Origin of the sequence: Microbacterium sp. ZKA21 (assembly GCF_050434165.1) — a bacterium.
In the GTDB taxonomy this organism is placed as follows: Bacteria; Actinomycetota; Actinomycetes; order Actinomycetales; family Microbacteriaceae; genus Microbacterium.
The window spans coordinates 40,677-55,957 of the sequence record NZ_JBNPVV010000004.1; the positions used below are offsets into that span (position 1 = coordinate 40,677).

General features: G+C 70.6%; 11 protein-coding genes and 1 riboswitch. Of the genes, 5 read left to right on the top strand and 6 right to left on the bottom strand.

Annotation, left to right across the window (positions count from 1 at the left end; all coding sequences use genetic code 11):
• The first annotated feature begins 22 nt into the window (after positions 1-22).
• The 5 genes from M2317_RS09780 (at position 23) to nagB (ending at position 7,554) form a co-directional block, all read left to right on the top strand.
• Positions 23-1,240: an amino acid deaminase gene (locus M2317_RS09780; RefSeq protein WP_429459650.1), complete on the top strand. Its 1,218-nt coding sequence runs from the start codon at positions 23-25 to the stop codon at positions 1,238-1,240.
• Positions 1,231-4,473: a family 20 glycosylhydrolase gene (locus tag M2317_RS09785; protein WP_429459652.1), complete on the top strand. Its 3,243-nt coding sequence runs from the start codon at positions 1,231-1,233 to the stop codon at positions 4,471-4,473. Before M2317_RS09780 ends, M2317_RS09785 begins: the two co-directional genes overlap by 10 nt.
• A 79-nt stretch (positions 4,474-4,552) precedes the next feature.
• Complete coding sequence (locus M2317_RS09790) at positions 4,553-5,740, top strand: ROK family transcriptional regulator (protein WP_429459654.1); 1,188 nt, start codon at positions 4,553-4,555, stop codon at positions 5,738-5,740.
• 94 nt (positions 5,741-5,834) lie between these two features.
• Positions 5,835-6,782 carry an ROK family protein gene (locus tag M2317_RS09795; protein ID WP_429460213.1) on the top strand — a complete coding sequence of 316 codons (948 nt, stop codon included), beginning with the start codon at positions 5,835-5,837 and terminating at the stop codon, positions 6,780-6,782.
• Positions 6,775-7,554, top strand: coding sequence for a glucosamine-6-phosphate deaminase (gene nagB / locus M2317_RS09800; RefSeq protein WP_429459656.1), 780 nt, complete (start codon positions 6,775-6,777; stop codon positions 7,552-7,554). Before M2317_RS09795 ends, nagB begins: the two co-directional genes overlap by 8 nt.
• A gap of 41 nt (positions 7,555-7,595) precedes the next feature.
• Here the strand turns inward: nagB and M2317_RS09805 are convergent, their stop codons facing one another.
• The 6 genes from M2317_RS09805 to M2317_RS09830 form a co-directional block, all read right to left on the bottom strand.
• Positions 7,596-7,997 carry an NUDIX hydrolase gene (locus tag M2317_RS09805; protein ID WP_429459658.1) on the bottom strand — a complete coding sequence of 134 codons (402 nt, stop codon included), beginning with the start codon at positions 7,995-7,997 and terminating at the stop codon, positions 7,596-7,598.
• Complete coding sequence (locus M2317_RS09810) at positions 7,994-9,352, bottom strand: FAD-binding oxidoreductase (protein WP_429459660.1); 1,359 nt, start codon at positions 9,350-9,352, stop codon at positions 7,994-7,996. The genes M2317_RS09805 and M2317_RS09810 overlap by 4 nt, the downstream gene beginning before the upstream one ends.
• Positions 9,349-9,720: a YrdB family protein gene (locus M2317_RS09815; RefSeq protein WP_429459662.1), complete on the bottom strand. Its 372-nt coding sequence runs from the start codon at positions 9,718-9,720 to the stop codon at positions 9,349-9,351. Before M2317_RS09815 ends, M2317_RS09810 begins: the two co-directional genes overlap by 4 nt.
• A 74-nt stretch (positions 9,721-9,794) precedes the next feature.
• Positions 9,795-12,065, bottom strand: a complete 2,271-nt coding sequence (locus tag M2317_RS09820; RefSeq protein WP_429459664.1) for a sigma-70 family RNA polymerase sigma factor — start codon at positions 12,063-12,065, stop codon at positions 9,795-9,797.
• Positions 12,066-12,481: 416 nt separating this feature from the next.
• Positions 12,482-13,633 carry an N-acetylglucosamine-6-phosphate deacetylase gene (nagA, locus tag M2317_RS09825; protein WP_429459666.1) on the bottom strand — a complete coding sequence of 384 codons (1,152 nt, stop codon included), beginning with the start codon at positions 13,631-13,633 and terminating at the stop codon, positions 12,482-12,484.
• Positions 13,630-15,129 (bottom strand): beta-N-acetylhexosaminidase, encoded by a 1,500-nt coding sequence (locus M2317_RS09830; RefSeq protein ID WP_429459668.1) that lies wholly within the window; start codon positions 15,127-15,129, stop codon positions 13,630-13,632. Before M2317_RS09830 ends, nagA begins: the two co-directional genes overlap by 4 nt.
• A gap of 63 nt (positions 15,130-15,192) precedes the next feature.
• Positions 15,193-15,277, top strand: a riboswitch (ZMP/ZTP riboswitch).
• The last annotated feature ends 4 nt before the right edge of the window (positions 15,278-15,281 follow it).

A 15,281-nucleotide genomic window follows, 5' to 3' on the forward strand; every position in this document is an offset into this window, starting at 1 on the left:
TCAAGCCTAGTAGCCTTGTTAGGTGCCTCTACAAATTCCGAACCCCGTGCTCGGCCCCTGGGCCAAGGCCTTCCCCGCTCGCGCCCACGGACTTCGTCTGTCGGAGGTGCCGGATGCCGGGCTGCGGCTGTCCGAGTTCTCGACGCCCGTGATGACGGTCCATGCGGACGCCCTGTCGCACAACGAGAAGACGGTGTCCAACTGGGCCGATGACCTCGGCATCCGTCTCGCGCCGCACGGCAAGACGACCATGGCACCGGCGCTCTGGCAGCGCCTTCTGGATGCAGGTGCGTGGGGCATCTCAGTCGCAACGCCCTGGCAGGCCGGCGTCGCGGTCGACGCCGGGGTGCGGACGGTGCTGATCGCCAACGGGCTGACGGATGCCGCGGCCGCCGAGCACCTGGTCGCCCTGCTCGCGCAGCACGAAGGCCTGCGCATCCTCTGCTGGGCCGATGCCGAGGCCACGGTCGCGATCCTGGCCGATGCTGCCACCGACCCAGCGCACCCGCTCGATGTGCTGGTGGAGATGGGCGGCGTCGGCGGCCGTACCGGAGCGCGCACGATCGCCGAGGGCGAGCGCATCGCCGCGGCCGTCTCGCTGGCACCCGGACTGCGATTGGCGGGTGTCGCCGGATACGAGGGCCCGTTCGGACCCGACCGCACCTCGGCATCCGTCGCGGCGGTCGACGCCTACCTGCAGACCCTGGTCGATCTGCACGAGCGGCTGACCTACCCTGCGGGCGTGCGGCCTGTCCTGTCCGCGGGCGGCAGTTCGTTCCCCGACCGCGCGGCTGCCGTGCTCGCACCGCACCGGCAGGAGGCTGACATCGTGCTCCGCTCCGGCGCCTTCCAGATCCACGACGACGGCTTCTACACGCGCATGTCCCCGCTCGGAGCAGCGCTGCCGACCGCGCCGTTGCGCTCGGCCATGCACGCCTGGGCGCGCGTCGTCTCGCATCCGGAGCCGCAGCTGGTGCTGCTGGATGCCGGACGCCGCGACGTCCCGTTCGACATCGACCTCCCGGTCCCGCAATCCGTCGCCGGGCGGGTCACCGCACTGAACGATCAGCATGCGTTCCTCGCGCTCGACGACGGCGCCGAAGTCGCCGTCGGCGATGTCGTGCGCCTCGGGCTGTCGCACCCGTGCACGGCGTTCGACAAGTGGCGGGTGGTCCCGGTGATCGACGATCCCGATGCCGAGGACCCGCACGTGATCGGGGCAGTGGCGACGTGCTTCTGAGCGCAGAGCGGGCGGCTGCGGGCCGCGTGCGCGTGTACCGCGGGGCGAGCGTCGTCGACGGCACCGGCGCCCCGCAGTACACGGCGGACGTCGCGGTCGAAGGAGCGCGGGTCGTCGGCATCCGGACCGGAGGGGTCGAGGACTTCGGGCTGCCGGACGGATCCGTCGAGATCGATGCCACGGGGCTCGTCCTCGCCCCCGGCTTCATCGACATGCACGCCCACAGCGACCTCGCTGTGCTCCGCGGTGCGGACCACACGGCCAAGATCCGGCAGGGCGTGACCTGCGAGGTCGTCGGTCAGGACGGCCTCGGCTATGCACCGCTGGACGAGTCGTCGGCCGTCGTGATCCCGGCGCAGATCGCCGGCTGGAACGGGCGGGCCGAGGTGCCCTGGCGGTCGATGGCCGAGTTCCTCGAGTCGATCGACGCCGCCACCGCGGCGAACGTCGCAGTCCTGGTCCCGCAGGGCAATCTGCGCATGATGGTGATCGGACACGAGGACCGCGCAGCCGAGCCGCATGAGCTCGCACGCATGGCAGAGCTGCTGGATGCGGCGCTTGACGCCGGGGCGTTCGGCATGTCGAGCGGGCTGACGTACACGCCGGGAATGTACGCGTCGACCACTGAGCTCGAGGTGCTGTGCCGTGTCGTCGCCGAGCGCGGCGGCTACTGGGCTCCGCACACCCGCAGCTACGGCGCCGCGGCGCTGGAGGCGTACCGCGAGGTGCTCGACATCGGGCGGCGGACCGGGTGCCCGATCCATCTCACCCACGCGACCATGAACTTCGCCCCGAATCGGGGGCGCGCGGCGGAACTGCTCGCTCTGGTCGATGAGGCCGTCGCGGACGGCGTGGACGTGACGCTCGACACGTACCCGTACCTTCCGGGTGCGACGACGCTCGCAGCGCTGCTCCCCAGCCGACTCGCGGCCGGCGGCGACCTCGTCGCCGCGATCGCAGCGCTCGATGCGTCCGGCCGTGAGCAGGTGCGCGTCGAGCTCGAGGACGTCGGCTGCGACGGCTTCCACGGGGAACGCGCCGACTGGTCGACGATCGAGATCTCCGGCGTCGGCGACCCCGCACTGGCCGGCCTCGTCGGCCGTCGCATCGACGAGATCGCGCAGTCCCTGGAACGCCCGGCGGTCGATATCGTGCTCGACATCGTCGTCCGGGATGCCGGCGCCACCGGCATCCTGATGCACATCGGCGATGAGCAGAACGTCAGAGCGATCATGCGGCATCCGCGGCACAGCGGCGGCAGCGACGGCATCCTCATCGGCGACAAGCCGCACCCGCGCGGCTACGGGACGTTCCCGCACTACCTGGGCCACTATGTCCGCGAGCGCGGGGTGCTGACCCTCGAGGAGGCCGTGCAGCACCTGTCCGCGACGCCTGCGCGCCGGCTCGGACTCGACCGGGGGGACGCGCCGCGCGGCGTCATCCGCCCTGGGGCGACGGCCGATCTCGTGCTGTTCGATCCGCAGGCCGTGGCGGCCGGTGCCACGTTCGATGACCCGCGGGCGGACCCGATCGGCATCGTCGAGGTGCTCGTCGGCGGCGTTCCTGTCGTCGAGGGCGGTGCGCCGACCGGCCGGACTCCGGGCGCGGCCCTGCGCATGCCGCCTCCGGCGCATCGTGCCACGGTCCCTCTGATCGACGCGGACATCGACGCACAGGCTCCGCCGTTCGTCCTCGTATCGGGTGCACGAGTGCAGGCCCCGGCCGAGTTCGCCGGTGTCGCGGATCGACTTCGGGATGTCTTGGCTCTGGGCGATGGTTCTGATCCGGATGCCGCGATCATCGCGCTCGTACGCGACCCTGATGAGAGCGCGCCCGAGTCGTTCCGCATCGACGTCGGCGCGACGCGCATCGAGGTGCACGCCGCCGAGCCGGTCGGCGCCTTCCGCGGCGTCATGGCGCTGCGACAGCTCCTGCCTCCCGAAGCGATCTCGGGCACGCGGCTGCCGGCAGGGCAGTGGCGGGGCGCACCCGCGTTCGGCTGGCGGGGCGCGATGCTCGATGTCGCGCGGCACTTCCGTCCGGCGGCGGACATCCGGCGTCTGATCGATGTGCTCGCCGCGCATCAGCTGAACATCCTGCATCTGCACCTCACGGACGACCAGGGCTGGCGGTTCGAGGTGCCCGGATTCCCGAGGCTCACCTCGGTGGGAGCCCGCCGGGCTGCGACCCAGCGCGGGCACGGGCCGCTCGCCACCGTCGAACAGGGCGTCCATGAGGGCCACTACACGACGGCGGAGCTGCGCGACCTGGTGCGGTACGCCGCCGAGCGGTTCATCACGCTCGTGCCGGAGGTCGAACTGCCCGGTCACGTGCAGGCGGCGCTCGCCGCGTACCCCGACCTCGGCAACACGGATGCCTCGGAGCCTGCCGACGGACCCTGGGAGCGTTTCGGGGTGAATGACCGGACCCTCGCGCCGACCGAGGAGGCGCTCGCCTTCGGCCGTGCGGCGATCGACGCTCTGTGCGACGTGTTCGATTCGCCCTGGATCGGCATCGGCGGCGACGAGGTTCCGGTGTCGGAGTGGGAGCGCAGCCCCGCTGCGGCCGCGCGGATGAGGGAATTGGGCCTGGTTTCGCCGCAGGAGATCCAGCCCTGGTTCACAGCCCATCTCGCAGCCCACGTGCGCTCCCGCGGGCGGACGACTCTGGCCTGGGATGAGGTGCTCGAGGGCGACGTCCCCGGGGGAGTCGAGATCCTCGCCTGGCGCGCACCGGTCGCGCTTCGGGAGGCGCTGGACCGAGGCATCCCGGTCATCGCGTGCCCGGACCTGGAGGTCTACTTGGACTACCGCCAATCCGAATCGGCTGACGAGCCGGTACCGGTCGGTCCGCCCCTGACCATCGAGCACGCGTACACGCTGCGCATCGATGAGCGGGCCCTCGGAGGCCAGGCGAACATCTGGACCGAGCACCTGCCGAGCCGTGATCGCGTTGACTACGCGATGTTCCCCCGGTTGTCGGCCATCGCCGAGCGACTGTGGTCCGGCGGCGAGCCGCGGGAGTGGGATGAGTTCGTGCGCCGACTGCCCGTGCAGCTGCGGCGTCTGGCGGCGATGGGGGTGCGGTATCGTCCCCTCGACGGCCCTGCACCAGACCAGCGCCGTCCGGGCGTCCCCGGCAAGCCGATGAGCGTCGAGGACCGTCGGCGGATCGTCGCCGATCTCGTCGCCGGTCTGGGATCCCACGGGGGCACGGAGAGCGCGCATCCTTAGGTAACGTTTCGGTAACCCTCCACCCCGCCATCCGCGCAGAGGTTGCGCGATCATGTGTTCGTAAGGTCTACTAACAAACATGTCCGAATCGGATGAGACACGTGTGCCGGCCGCGGCCGAGTACACCGGTGCGAGTGCGCACGGATTCGCGGGTGCCCGGCACCTCCGCTCGCGCGCGAAGGTGCTTCCCGAGCACGCACGCGGACACAATCGAGCCCTCGTCCTGCAGACGCTCTATCACGCCGGTGCCATGAGCCGTGCCGACCTGTCGCGGGGGACCGGACTCACGCGCGTCACCATCTCGGACCTCGTCGCGGAGTTCATCGCCGACGGCATCGTCGTGGAGAAGGGCATCCGCGAGACTGCGGGACCCGGCAAGCCGCCGATCCTCATCGACATCGATCGCGAGGGCCACCAGATCCTCGGCCTCGACCTGTCCGGCCCCGAGGCCTTCCTCGGCGCGGTTCTCAGCCTCGACGGCGAGGTGCTCGAGAGACGCGAGGTCCCGCGGCCCGCGCAGCCGGACGGAACGGCGACCTACGATGCGCTGCTCGACCTCGCGCGGCAGCTGAAAGCGGCGGCCACGACGACGCTGCTCGGCGTCGGTGTCGGAACCCCCGGCATCGTGCGTCCTGACGGCGTCGTGATCGAGTCGCCGAACCTCGGCTGGACGAACTTCCCGCTGGAGGCGCGTCTCGGACTGGACCTGGACCTGCCCGTGACCGCGCGCAACGACGCCAACGCCGCCGTCCTCGCCGAGTACACGTTCGGCGAGGCGCAGGCCGACGTCATGCTGATCAAGATCGGCCGCGGCGTCGGTGCGGGTCTGATCACCGGCAGCCAGCCGCTGCTGGGCAGCCGTTTCGCCGCAGGCGAGATCGGGCACGTGGTGGTCGGCACGGATGGCGGCCCGCGCTGCGTCTGCGGCAAGGACGGATGCCTGGAGGCCTGGCTCAGCGGCAGTCGGCTCGCCGCAGCGATCGCCGAGGCTCCGGAGTCGCGCGAAGCCCTGCTGCGCGATGCGGGGACGCGGATGGCTGTGGCGATCGCACCGATCGTGAGCGCACTGGACCTCTCCGAGATCGTGCTCTCCGGACCCGCCGATCTGCTGGATGACACCTTCTTCGACGCCGCCACCGCGACGCTGCGCGCGCGCACCCTGGACGGGGTCTTCGACGACGTCGTGATCCGTCTCACTGCGCAGGAGGACATCGTGCTGCGGGGGACCGCCGTCATGGTGCTGTCCGGTCAGTTGGGCGTCTCGTGATGCGCATCCCGCTCTCGTCCGTCACCGCGGCCGTCGGACAGGACAACATCCGCTGATGGTCGCGCGCGTGAGCACCGGCCGTCGTGGTCGGTCGATCCGGGTGGGCCTGGACGTCGGTGGAACCAAGACGGATGCCGTCGCCGTGACCGCCGACGGCGAGATCGTCGCACGCGTGCGCCGCGCCACCGGCTGGGGTGACGACGCCGTCATCGCCAGCATCCTGGCGAGCGTCGAGGCGCTCGTGCAGGAGGGGGATTTCACGGCGGCCGATCTCGAATCGGTCGGCGTCGGTATTCCCGGCCTCGTCGAGGCCGGCACCGGACGCGTCCTGCACGCGGTGAATCTCGGCGTCGAGTCGCTCGACATCGCGGCGCGCGCCGGCGCTGAGCTGAACGTGCCGATCGCGGTCGAGAACGACGTCAAGGCGGCGGCGCTCGGCGCGGCGGCGCTTCGCGGCGACGGAACCTCGATGGCCTACCTCAATCTCGGGACCGGCGTCGCCGCCGGGATCGTCGCCGACGGACGGATCTGGCGCGGAGCGCACGGCACGGCCGGCGAGGTGGGGCACATCAGCGTCGACCCCGGAGGACGGCTGTGCGGCTGCGGTCAGCGCGGTTGCGTCGAGACCCTCTGCGGCGGCGGTGCGCTGGCGAAGGCCTGGGGTCGGCCCGGGGCGCTGCCGGTCCGCGACATCTTCGATGCCGCGGATGCCGGCGACCCGCTGGCGTCGTCGTTGCGCGCGGATCTCGCCAGGGGAGCCGCGGCCGCCGTGCGCATTCTGGTCCTCTCCGTCGACGTCGAGACCGTCGTCATCGGCGGCGGGCTCACCGCGCTCGGCGACCGACTGCGCACCGACATCGTCGAGGCGCTGCGCCGCGAAGCCGATGGCTCGGCGTTCATGCGCTCATTGCGCCTGGATGAGAGGATCGAGCTGCTGCCGAGCGGCTCACCGGCGGCCGCACTGGGCGCGGCGCTGGTCGCGGCATCCGATTCCGCAACCGAATCTGCACCCGTCGACAAGGAGATCGTGACCCATGGCTGAAGTCGTCATCGTCGAGAACAGCGCGGCAGCGGGAGCGCTGGTCGCGGACGAGATCATCGCGCTCATCGCGGCGCGTCCGGATGCCGTGCTCGGCCTGGCGACGGGGTCGACCCCGCTGCCCGTCTACGAGGCGCTGCAGAGCAGGGTCGGCGGTGTCGACGTCTCGCAGGTGCGAGGCTTCGCGCTCGACGAGTACGTCGGCCTGGACCCCGCGCACCCGGAGAGCTACCGCTCGGTCATCACCCGCGAGGTGGTCGAGCCGCTCGGCCTGGATCCGCGGCGCATCCACGTCCCGAACGGCGCCGCTGCGGGGATCGAGCATGCCGGCGCCGACTACGAGGCCGCGATCGCCGAGGCCGGAGGAGTGGATCTGCAGATCCTCGGGATCGGCACCGACGGGCACATCGGGTTCAACGAACCGGGGTCGTCCTTCGCGTCGCGTACGCGGGTCAAGACGCTCACGCAGCAGACCCGCGAGGACAACGCGCGCTTCTTCGACTCGATCGACGACGTCCCGATGCACTGCATCACGCAGGGGCTCGGCACGATCCTGCAGGCCCGCCACCTCGTGCTGCTCGCGTTCGGCGAGAGCAAGGCCCGGGCCGTCGCGGATGCCGTTGAGGGGCCGCTCTCGGCCTTCCTGCCCGGGTCGGCGATCCAGCTGCACGCGCACGCGACGGTCGTCGTCGATGAGGCGGCCGCGTCGAAGCTGAAGCTTGCGGACTACTACCGGTACACGTTCGCGAACAAGCCGGCGTGGCAGGGGATCTGAGCTGAACCCAAGGCGGGAGCGGCCGAGGCCGGAGCGCTCGCTCAGGCGTTCGGCCACGCCAGCGGGAGCAGGTGCTCCAGGCTGAGCGGGGCCAGCGGCAAAGTCGCAACGTCGGCGGGGGTGATCCAGCGCAGTTCGGCGAGCTCGGCCTGGACCGTGACGTCGCCGGGCTCGGCGCGCATCGCGAAGGCGGTCGCGATGACGCGGTGACCCGGTTCGTTCGCGGCATCCGAGATGAACCGGCCCAGGGGAGTGAGGTCGGCCTCCGCGACCTGAAGGCCGAGTTCCTCCTCGAGCTCGCGGGCGAGCGTCTGGGCCGGGTTCTCACCAGCCTCCGGCTTGCCGCCCGGCTGCATGAACCGCACCGTGCCGTGCTTGCGCACCACGAGCACGCGATCGTCGGCGTCCCGGATGATCGCCGCGCTCACGTGAATGTCGTTCATGAGGTGAACACCTTTCCGGGATTGAGGATGCCAGCCGGATCGAACACGCGGACGACATCGCGCTGCAGCTGCCACTGGTCGTCGCCGAGTTCTTCGGCGAGCCAGCGGCTCTTCAGACTGCCGATGCCGTGCTCGCCGGTGAGCGTGCCGCCGAGGCGGATCGCGGCCCGGAAGAGCTCGTCGGCCGCTCGCCAGATGCGTTCGGGGACGTCCGGGCCGTCGAAGATGAAGTTGGGGTGCAGGTTGCCGTCGCCGGCGTGCACGACGGTCGGGATCGTCAGGCCGTAGGCCCTTTCGATCCGCGCGATCTCGTCGAACATCGCGGGCAGGGCGCTGCGGGGAACGGCGACGTCCTCGATGAGCGTCGTTCCGAGTGCGGCCATTGCGGCATGCATGGATCGGCGGATCGTGAGCAGCCGTTCGCCTTCGGCCGAGTCATCGGACACCGCGGTCGTTCCGCCGTGTGCGGTGAGGATCTCGGCGATGCGGTCGGCTTCGTCACGCGCCGCAGGGCCATCGGTCTGGATGGTCAGCTGCGCCGTCATCGGCGGGGGAGCGGCGAGACCGAGCAGCCGGTGCACGGCGGCGAGGGCCGCGGCATCCATCAGTTCCATGATCGCGGGCTGGATGCCGGCGGCCGTGACGGCAGCGGATGCCGTGGCCGCGGATCTGACATCCGGGAAGACCGCGGCGATCGTGCACGTGATTCCGGGGACGAGGCGGCGCAGCTTGAGCGTGGCGCCGACGACGACGCCGAGCTTGCCCTCCGATCCGATGACGAGGGACGTGAGATCGAGTCCGGTGACGCCTTTGACCGTGCGGTGACCGAGGCGGAGCAGGCGTCCGTCAGCCAGCACCAGGTCGACGCCGAGTACCGCGTCTCGGACGACCCCGTACTTCGCGCAGAGCAGTCCGCCCGCGCCGGTGGCGATGTTGCCGCCGACGGTCGAGATGTCGCGGCTGGCCGGGTCCGGTGCCCACCAGACGCCGTGCGGGGCGAGTGCGGCGTTCAGCTCGGCGTTCAGGATGCCGGGTTCGACGACCGCGAGGAGGTCGTCTGGGCGGATCTCGTGGATCCGGGTCATGCGCCGCAGGGACAGCACGATCTCGCCGTCGCCGGCGTTGGCCGCTCCGGCGAGTCCGGTGCCCGCGCCGCGGACGACGACGGGCGTGTGCGTCTCGGTTGCGATGCGCATCGTCTGCTGGACGTGCTCGACGGACTCGGCGTGCACGACGGCGAGCGGTCGGCCGACGGCGACGTGGCCGGAGCGATCGGCGCGGGCGGCCTCAAGCGATGCGTCGGACACGTCGACGATGTCGCCGAGTGCTGCGCGCAGCGCCGCGAGTGCGCTCATGCCAGAGTTCGCCGCCCTGCGATGACGCCCGCGGCGATGGCGATCACGGCGAAGACCGAGCCGATCACAGCCTCTCCCATCGACCACCACGCGATGGTCACCCCCACGTAGAGCAGCAGTTCGACGGCTGCGCGCAGGAACGGATGCAGGTGCACGACCGGGCGCGGGGACAGGAACAGGGCCCACACGAGCAGCACCACGACGGGTGCGCCGATGCCGACGACGATGTTCCACGGCATGTCCCACGTCGCGAGTCCCCAGATCGCGAGCGACGCGAGAGCGGCGAGCAGGACGACGACCCGGATGATGTCGAGCGGGGTGACGTTCGGGCGGTTCACGCCCGGTTCTGCCGGTGTCTCCTGGGTCATGCTCCCAGTCTATTCGGCGGGTGAGGCGGGCTCGTTTGCGGCGCTCAATTCGAGATCAGGGGAGACGACGGCCGTCATCGGCAGTTAGGGGCGAAGATCACCGTCAGCACGTTCACGCCGAGGTCGCCGAGCGTGGTGCTGTACGCCTGAACTGGGCCGTTCATCGTGACGTAATGGATCTCGACGTCGGCATCCAACAGAATCTGTTCACCGGTGGGCCGAAGGCTTACCGTCGCAGCGCCGTCCGCACCCAGCATCGCGTCGTCCGCGCCGTCGGGGCTGCCGTTCAGAAGAGCCTGAATCTGGGCACCTGGTTCGCCGAGCACATCGAGCGCTACGTAGGTCTTGTTGTCCGTGCCGATGCACATTGAGGCGTCCGTAAGAGCTACTGGTGAAGTCGGGGCCGCAGGGTCAGTCGGTGTCGGGGTGGGGCTCGGAGTCGGCTCGGGCGTCTCCGTTGGCTCCGGTGTGGGAGTCGGCGTTGGGGTGGTTGTCGGGGTGGGGCTCGGAGTCGGCTCGGGGGTCTCCGTTGGCTCCGGTGTGGGAGTCGGTGTCGGGCTCGGAGTCGGCTCGGGGGTCTCCGTTGGCTCCGGTGTGGGAGTCGGTGTCGGGCTCGGAGTCGCCCCGGGAGTCTCTGTCGGCTCGGGAGTCGGCGTCGGAGTCGGAGTCGGTGTTGGTGTGGGCGTCGGCTCCGGGGTCTCCGTCGGACCCGGCGTCGGGCTAGGAGTCGGCTCCGGGGGCTCGGTCGGTTCCGGCGTGAGAGTCTCCGTCGGTTCCGGCGTGGGCGTGGGGCTCGGCGTCGGCTCAGCAGTTTCCGTTGGTTCCGGAGTCGGCTCCGGGGCCGTCGAAGGAGTGGGCGTTGGCTCGGGAGTCGGCGTCGGCGTCGGCTCGGGCTTCGGCGCCGCGGGGGGCTCCGGCGTGGGCGTGGGAGTCGGGGTCGGCGAAGGCCCCGGCACGGGTGCCACCGGAACCTCCGGCGGATCCACGGGTTCGGCCGGCTGCTCAGGGGCGTCTTCGCCGCCCGAGCCGCCCGGATCGCCCGGCGCGGGCACGACGGGGATCGTGAGAGGCGCCTCGACGACCGGATCGGACTCGGCGATCGGCGCATCGCCGGCATCCTCGTCCTTGACCGGCTCATCGATCACGAACGGCTGGTTGTTCAGCGCCTCGAGCTTCTCATCCGGACCGACCTCGGCCGGGATCGAGGACGATTCGTCGACCTGGCTCGCGCTCGGAAGGCTCGCCACCGGGGTGGACGCCGTCAGGCCCGGAATGATCGCGGCTGCGGCGACGACACCGGCGACGATCAGCGCGGCAGAGCCGACACCGACCAGTGCACCGATGCCGGTGACGGCGCCCGCGGTCGTTCCGGCAGCTGCTCCGCCTCCTGCTGCGCCAGCGCTTCCACCGGCACCGCCCGCGCCACCGGTCGAGCCGGAACCGGCCGAGGCACCGGCCATCGCTGCGCCGCCGGTGCCGGAGACCACGACAGCACCTTCGACGACGCTCGAGGGCATCGCGGCCAGCGCGACGATCGGCGCGCCACCACCCTGCAACGCAGCCAGGTAGCCGGTCGCGCCGGTGATGCCGAGCACGAGCGGCAGCAGCACCATGGCCAGGCGATCCGAGACGTCCTTCGCCTCGGCGACGACGATCATGCAGCGGGCGCAATCCGAAAGGTGCTCGTCAAAGCGCTTCTGGTCGCGGTTGCTGAGGTTGCCCCGGGAATGGGCGCCCATGTGCTCGATGCTCCACTGGCATTCTGACCCGGGGGCGGCGCTGCGCAGGTGCGCCTGGATCCATGCCTCGCGCAGACCTTCGCGTGCTCGGAAGGCGAGTTGCGCGACCGCGCCGGCCTTCATGCCGAGCAGGGGAGCGACCTCGGCCGGCTTCATCTGCTCGATCTCGGTGTACCAGAGCACCTCCTGCCAGCGCGAGGGGAGGCTGCGGAACGCCTTCGCGGTGAGCCCGCGGTCGAGCGCCTCATCGGTGGCCTGCTCGGTCGTGTCCGGGTCGGGGACGGCATCCATCTCGTCGATGGCCGTCTCGCGGCGCGCCTTGCCCCAGCCGGCCGCGGTGTTCCGGATGCTCGTGAACAAGTAGGCGCGGAACGACCCGTTGGGTCCGCCGCCCTTGAGGATCGCGTTGTAGATGCGCGTGTACGATTCCTGGACGAGATCGTCCGGGTCGAGGGAAGACGTGATCGATCGCGCGACGGCGATGCCCGACGGGTAGTGGCGTCGCCAGAGTTCGCCGAACGCCTCGCGGTCGCCGGACCGGGTGCGCAGGATCAGATCGGCGTCAGCGATCTCCGCGTTGTCGTTGTTCTCGTTCGGCACAGTCATCCAGATCTCGTGGAGCATCGGGTCGGCTCCACAGGAAGAGACGCGTGAATCGGGTCCCCATCACGCGCCTCATACATTCTCACCCCGTTTTCCCAGCCTGACCAGTCCTGTGGATAACTCGGAGCGAACTCTCTGCCAGGGCCGCCGAAGAAATCTCAGAAAAAGTTCCTCGATTCGCGTGATGAATCACGACGTCGCCCGTCTCATCATCAGAGCACGCTGCACGATCACCACCGGGGGGCGGAGATCGGGCAGTGCCGGCGCGGGGGGCAACTGCGCCGGCTCAGGGCGGGCTCGGGACCCTCGGGGGAGGAGTTCCCGAGCCGCCCGCTCGTCCAGGAGGGAGTGAGGCCGCCGCGGTCTGGGGTGCGGCGGCCTCCCCTCTACTCCCGATGTGTTCGCGCGCGCCGTGGCGGTCAGACGGCGGGTCGACCGCCCACCCACACGCGTCGCACATGCAGACGGGCGTCCAGCAGGACGGCATCCGCGAGCAGCCCGTGCTCCAGACGCCCCAACCTCTCGCCTTCCCCGATGACGGATGCCGGCGTCTCCGTGAGAGCACGCACGGCGGCCGCGAGGGGCACGCCGGCCTGCACGGCGTTCCGTAGCGCGGCATCCTGCGTCAGCGTCGAGCCGGCGATCGAGCCCGTCGCATCCGTGCGGGCGATGCCGTCGGTCACGGTCACCTTGACCGCGCCGAGGTCGTACCGGCCGTCCGCGCTGCCGGCCGCGGCCATCGCGTCCGTCACCAGCGCGACGCGATCCGGCGCCACGTCGAACACCAGCTTGATCACGTGCGGGTCGAGATGCACGTTGTCGGCGATCGCCTCGAGCACCACGCGTCGGTCGGCGGCCGCCGCCAGCACAGGGCCGGGAGCCCGATGATGGATGCCCCGCATCGCGTTGAAGGCGTGCGTGAGGATCGTGGCGCCGGCGTCGAACGCGGCAGCGGCGATCTCGGCATCCGCATCGGTGTGGCCGATCGCCGCGGCGGCCCCGGCGGCCACGGTCTGACGGATCGCCTCGAGGCCGCCGGGGAGCTCCGGGGCGATCGTGACCTGGCGGACGGTTCCGCCTCCGGCGTCCAGCAGGCGCCGGACATCCGCGGCATCCGGTGCCTGAAGCAGAGTCGGTTCGTGGGCACCCTGATGCCCGGGGTCGAGGAACGGACCTTCCAGGTGCGAGCCGAGGATGTCGGCATCCGTCCTGGTCAGATCGGCGATCTCGGCGATGCGACGGGTGAGATCGTCGAGCGACGCCGTCACCAGCGAGACCACGGCGCGCGTCGTGCCGTGCGCGCGGTGCAGAGCGCGCGCGGTGCGGATCGCCTCGGCGCCGTCGTCGTAGGACGCACCGGCACCGCCATGGCCGTGGATGTCGATGAACCCGGGTGCGAGAACGGCACCGGGGCCGGCGAGCTCCGCGGCGTCGACGACGACGTCGGCAGCCGTCCACGTCGTGCCGGTTCCTGTTTCCGCGATGACACCGTCCTCGAAGCGGACCCACGCGTCGTCCGTCTCGACGCCATGCGAGACGATGCGCGCGGAGTGGATCACGGTTGCGGTCATGGCGTGCTTCCCTCGGTCGGGGTCGGTCGCTGTCCGCCCCATCCTTCGGCATCCCACACCGATCCGAGTGCTTCGACGCGCTCGCGGAACGAGGCCCAGTCCTTGGCGGATGCCGGCGACCACGCGATCTCGGCCAGGGCCGCGGCTCGGGGGAAGAACAGGTGGTCGATATCATCGAGCGTCGCGATCGTCTCGGACCACAGCGGCCCCTCGATCCCGAGGATGGCGCTCTCGTCCAGACCGGGCACGATCGCGTTCGGCTCCCAGGCGTAGGCCGACTCGAGATCGATGATCGCGGCCCAGCTGAGCCCCAGCGGGTCTTCGGGTGAAGGCTTCATGTCGAGGTACGCACGGGTGGAGGGCGAGAGGATGACCGATCCGCCGCGCTCGGCGAATCGGAGCGTGTGCTCGATGTGCTCGGCCGTGGGGGCATCGCTGCCCCAGAACTGGCCGATCGTGCCCTCGGCGACGACTGCGGACCCCGCCTCGTGCCAGGCCACCGGCGTCTTCCCCAGTTCAACGGTCAATGCGGTGACGCGCTCGATGAACGCGTCGAAATCGGCCTGCGCGGTGCCCAGGCACTCGTCGCCTCCGACGTGCAGTTGCGGGCCGGGGGTCAGTTCGGCCACCTCGCCGAGCACATCGCGGAGGAACTCCCATGTCGACTCCTCGTGGATGCGCACGGAGGAATGCCCGACGCCCCAGCCCTCGTAGGGCTCGCCGGCGACCGGCAGCGGCTGGCCCAGCGCCTCCGACTGCGCGAGGAGCATGTCGTTCATCACGGGCTCCTCGACCACGCCGGGGTACGCGAGGCCGATCGCATGCGTGTGCCCCGGCAGATCGATCTCCGGAACGACCACCATGTGGTGCGCGGCCGCGTAGCGGACGATCTCGCGGAAATCGTCCTTCGAGTAGAAGCCGCCTGGGCGGCCGAGCACCGAGGTTCCGGATGCCCTCTCGGTCAGCAGCGGACGGCTGTCGATCTGCAGACGCCAGCCCTGGTCATCGCTGAGGTGCAGGTGCAGGCGATTGAACTTCAGCGACGACGCGCGGTCGATGAACTCCTTCACGGTCGCCACGTCGAAGAACGTGCGGGCCACGTCGAGCATCACACCCCGATAGCCGAAGCGCGGCGCGTCGGTGATCGACACCTGCGCGATCGTCCAGGAACCGGCGTCCTCGCGCAGCAGCTGACGCAGCGTCTGGATGCCGTAGAAGAGTCCGGCAGCCGACCCGGCGATCTCGACGCGGTCCGTCGTCTCCAGCCGGTACGCCTCGTCTTCCGCGGCGGTCGCCCGCAGGACGATGTCGCCGGCGACGGGCTCGCCTTCCGTCGTCTCCGGCCGCAGGCCGGTGAGCTCCGCCAGGTGGTCGGAGAGAGCGGATGCCGCGGCATCCGCACCGTCGGCGATGACGATGCGCGTGGCGGGCGTGAGGACGAACGCGCCGGGGCCGGTCGTGACCGACGAGGGCAGCGGTACAAGAGTAAGGACCATGAACAAAACCTACCGGTGAGGGCTGCGACATCCAAGCGTTGCGGGCTACTCGATCCGCTATGCTCGAACCGTCGCGACTGGCGTCTGGGTGGACTACCACCGGGGAGCGACTTCTCATGGGAATCGACCGCGCGCCTGGGCCGATCAGGAAC

Coding starts and splice junctions, on each gene's coding strand:
- M2317_RS09790 (WP_429459654.1), top strand. CDS start 4,553: ATGTCCGAATCGGATGAGACACGTGTGCCGGCCGCGGCCGAGTACACC.
- nagB (WP_429459656.1), top strand. CDS start 6,775: ATGGCTGAAGTCGTCATCGTCGAGAACAGCGCGGCAGCGGGAGCGCTG.
- M2317_RS09805 (WP_429459658.1), bottom strand. CDS start 7,997: ATGAACGACATTCACGTGAGCGCGGCGATCATCCGGGACGCCGACGAT.
- M2317_RS09810 (WP_429459660.1), bottom strand. CDS start 9,352: ATGAGCGCACTCGCGGCGCTGCGCGCAGCACTCGGCGACATCGTCGAC.
- M2317_RS09815 (WP_429459662.1), bottom strand. CDS start 9,720: ATGACCCAGGAGACACCGGCAGAACCGGGCGTGAACCGCCCGAACGTC.
- M2317_RS09820 (WP_429459664.1), bottom strand. CDS start 12,065: ATGACTGTGCCGAACGAGAACAACGACAACGCGGAGATCGCTGACGCC.
- nagA (WP_429459666.1), bottom strand. CDS start 13,633: ATGACCGCAACCGTGATCCACTCCGCGCGCATCGTCTCGCATGGCGTC.
- M2317_RS09830 (WP_429459668.1), bottom strand. CDS start 15,129: ATGGTCCTTACTCTTGTACCGCTGCCCTCGTCGGTCACGACCGGCCCC.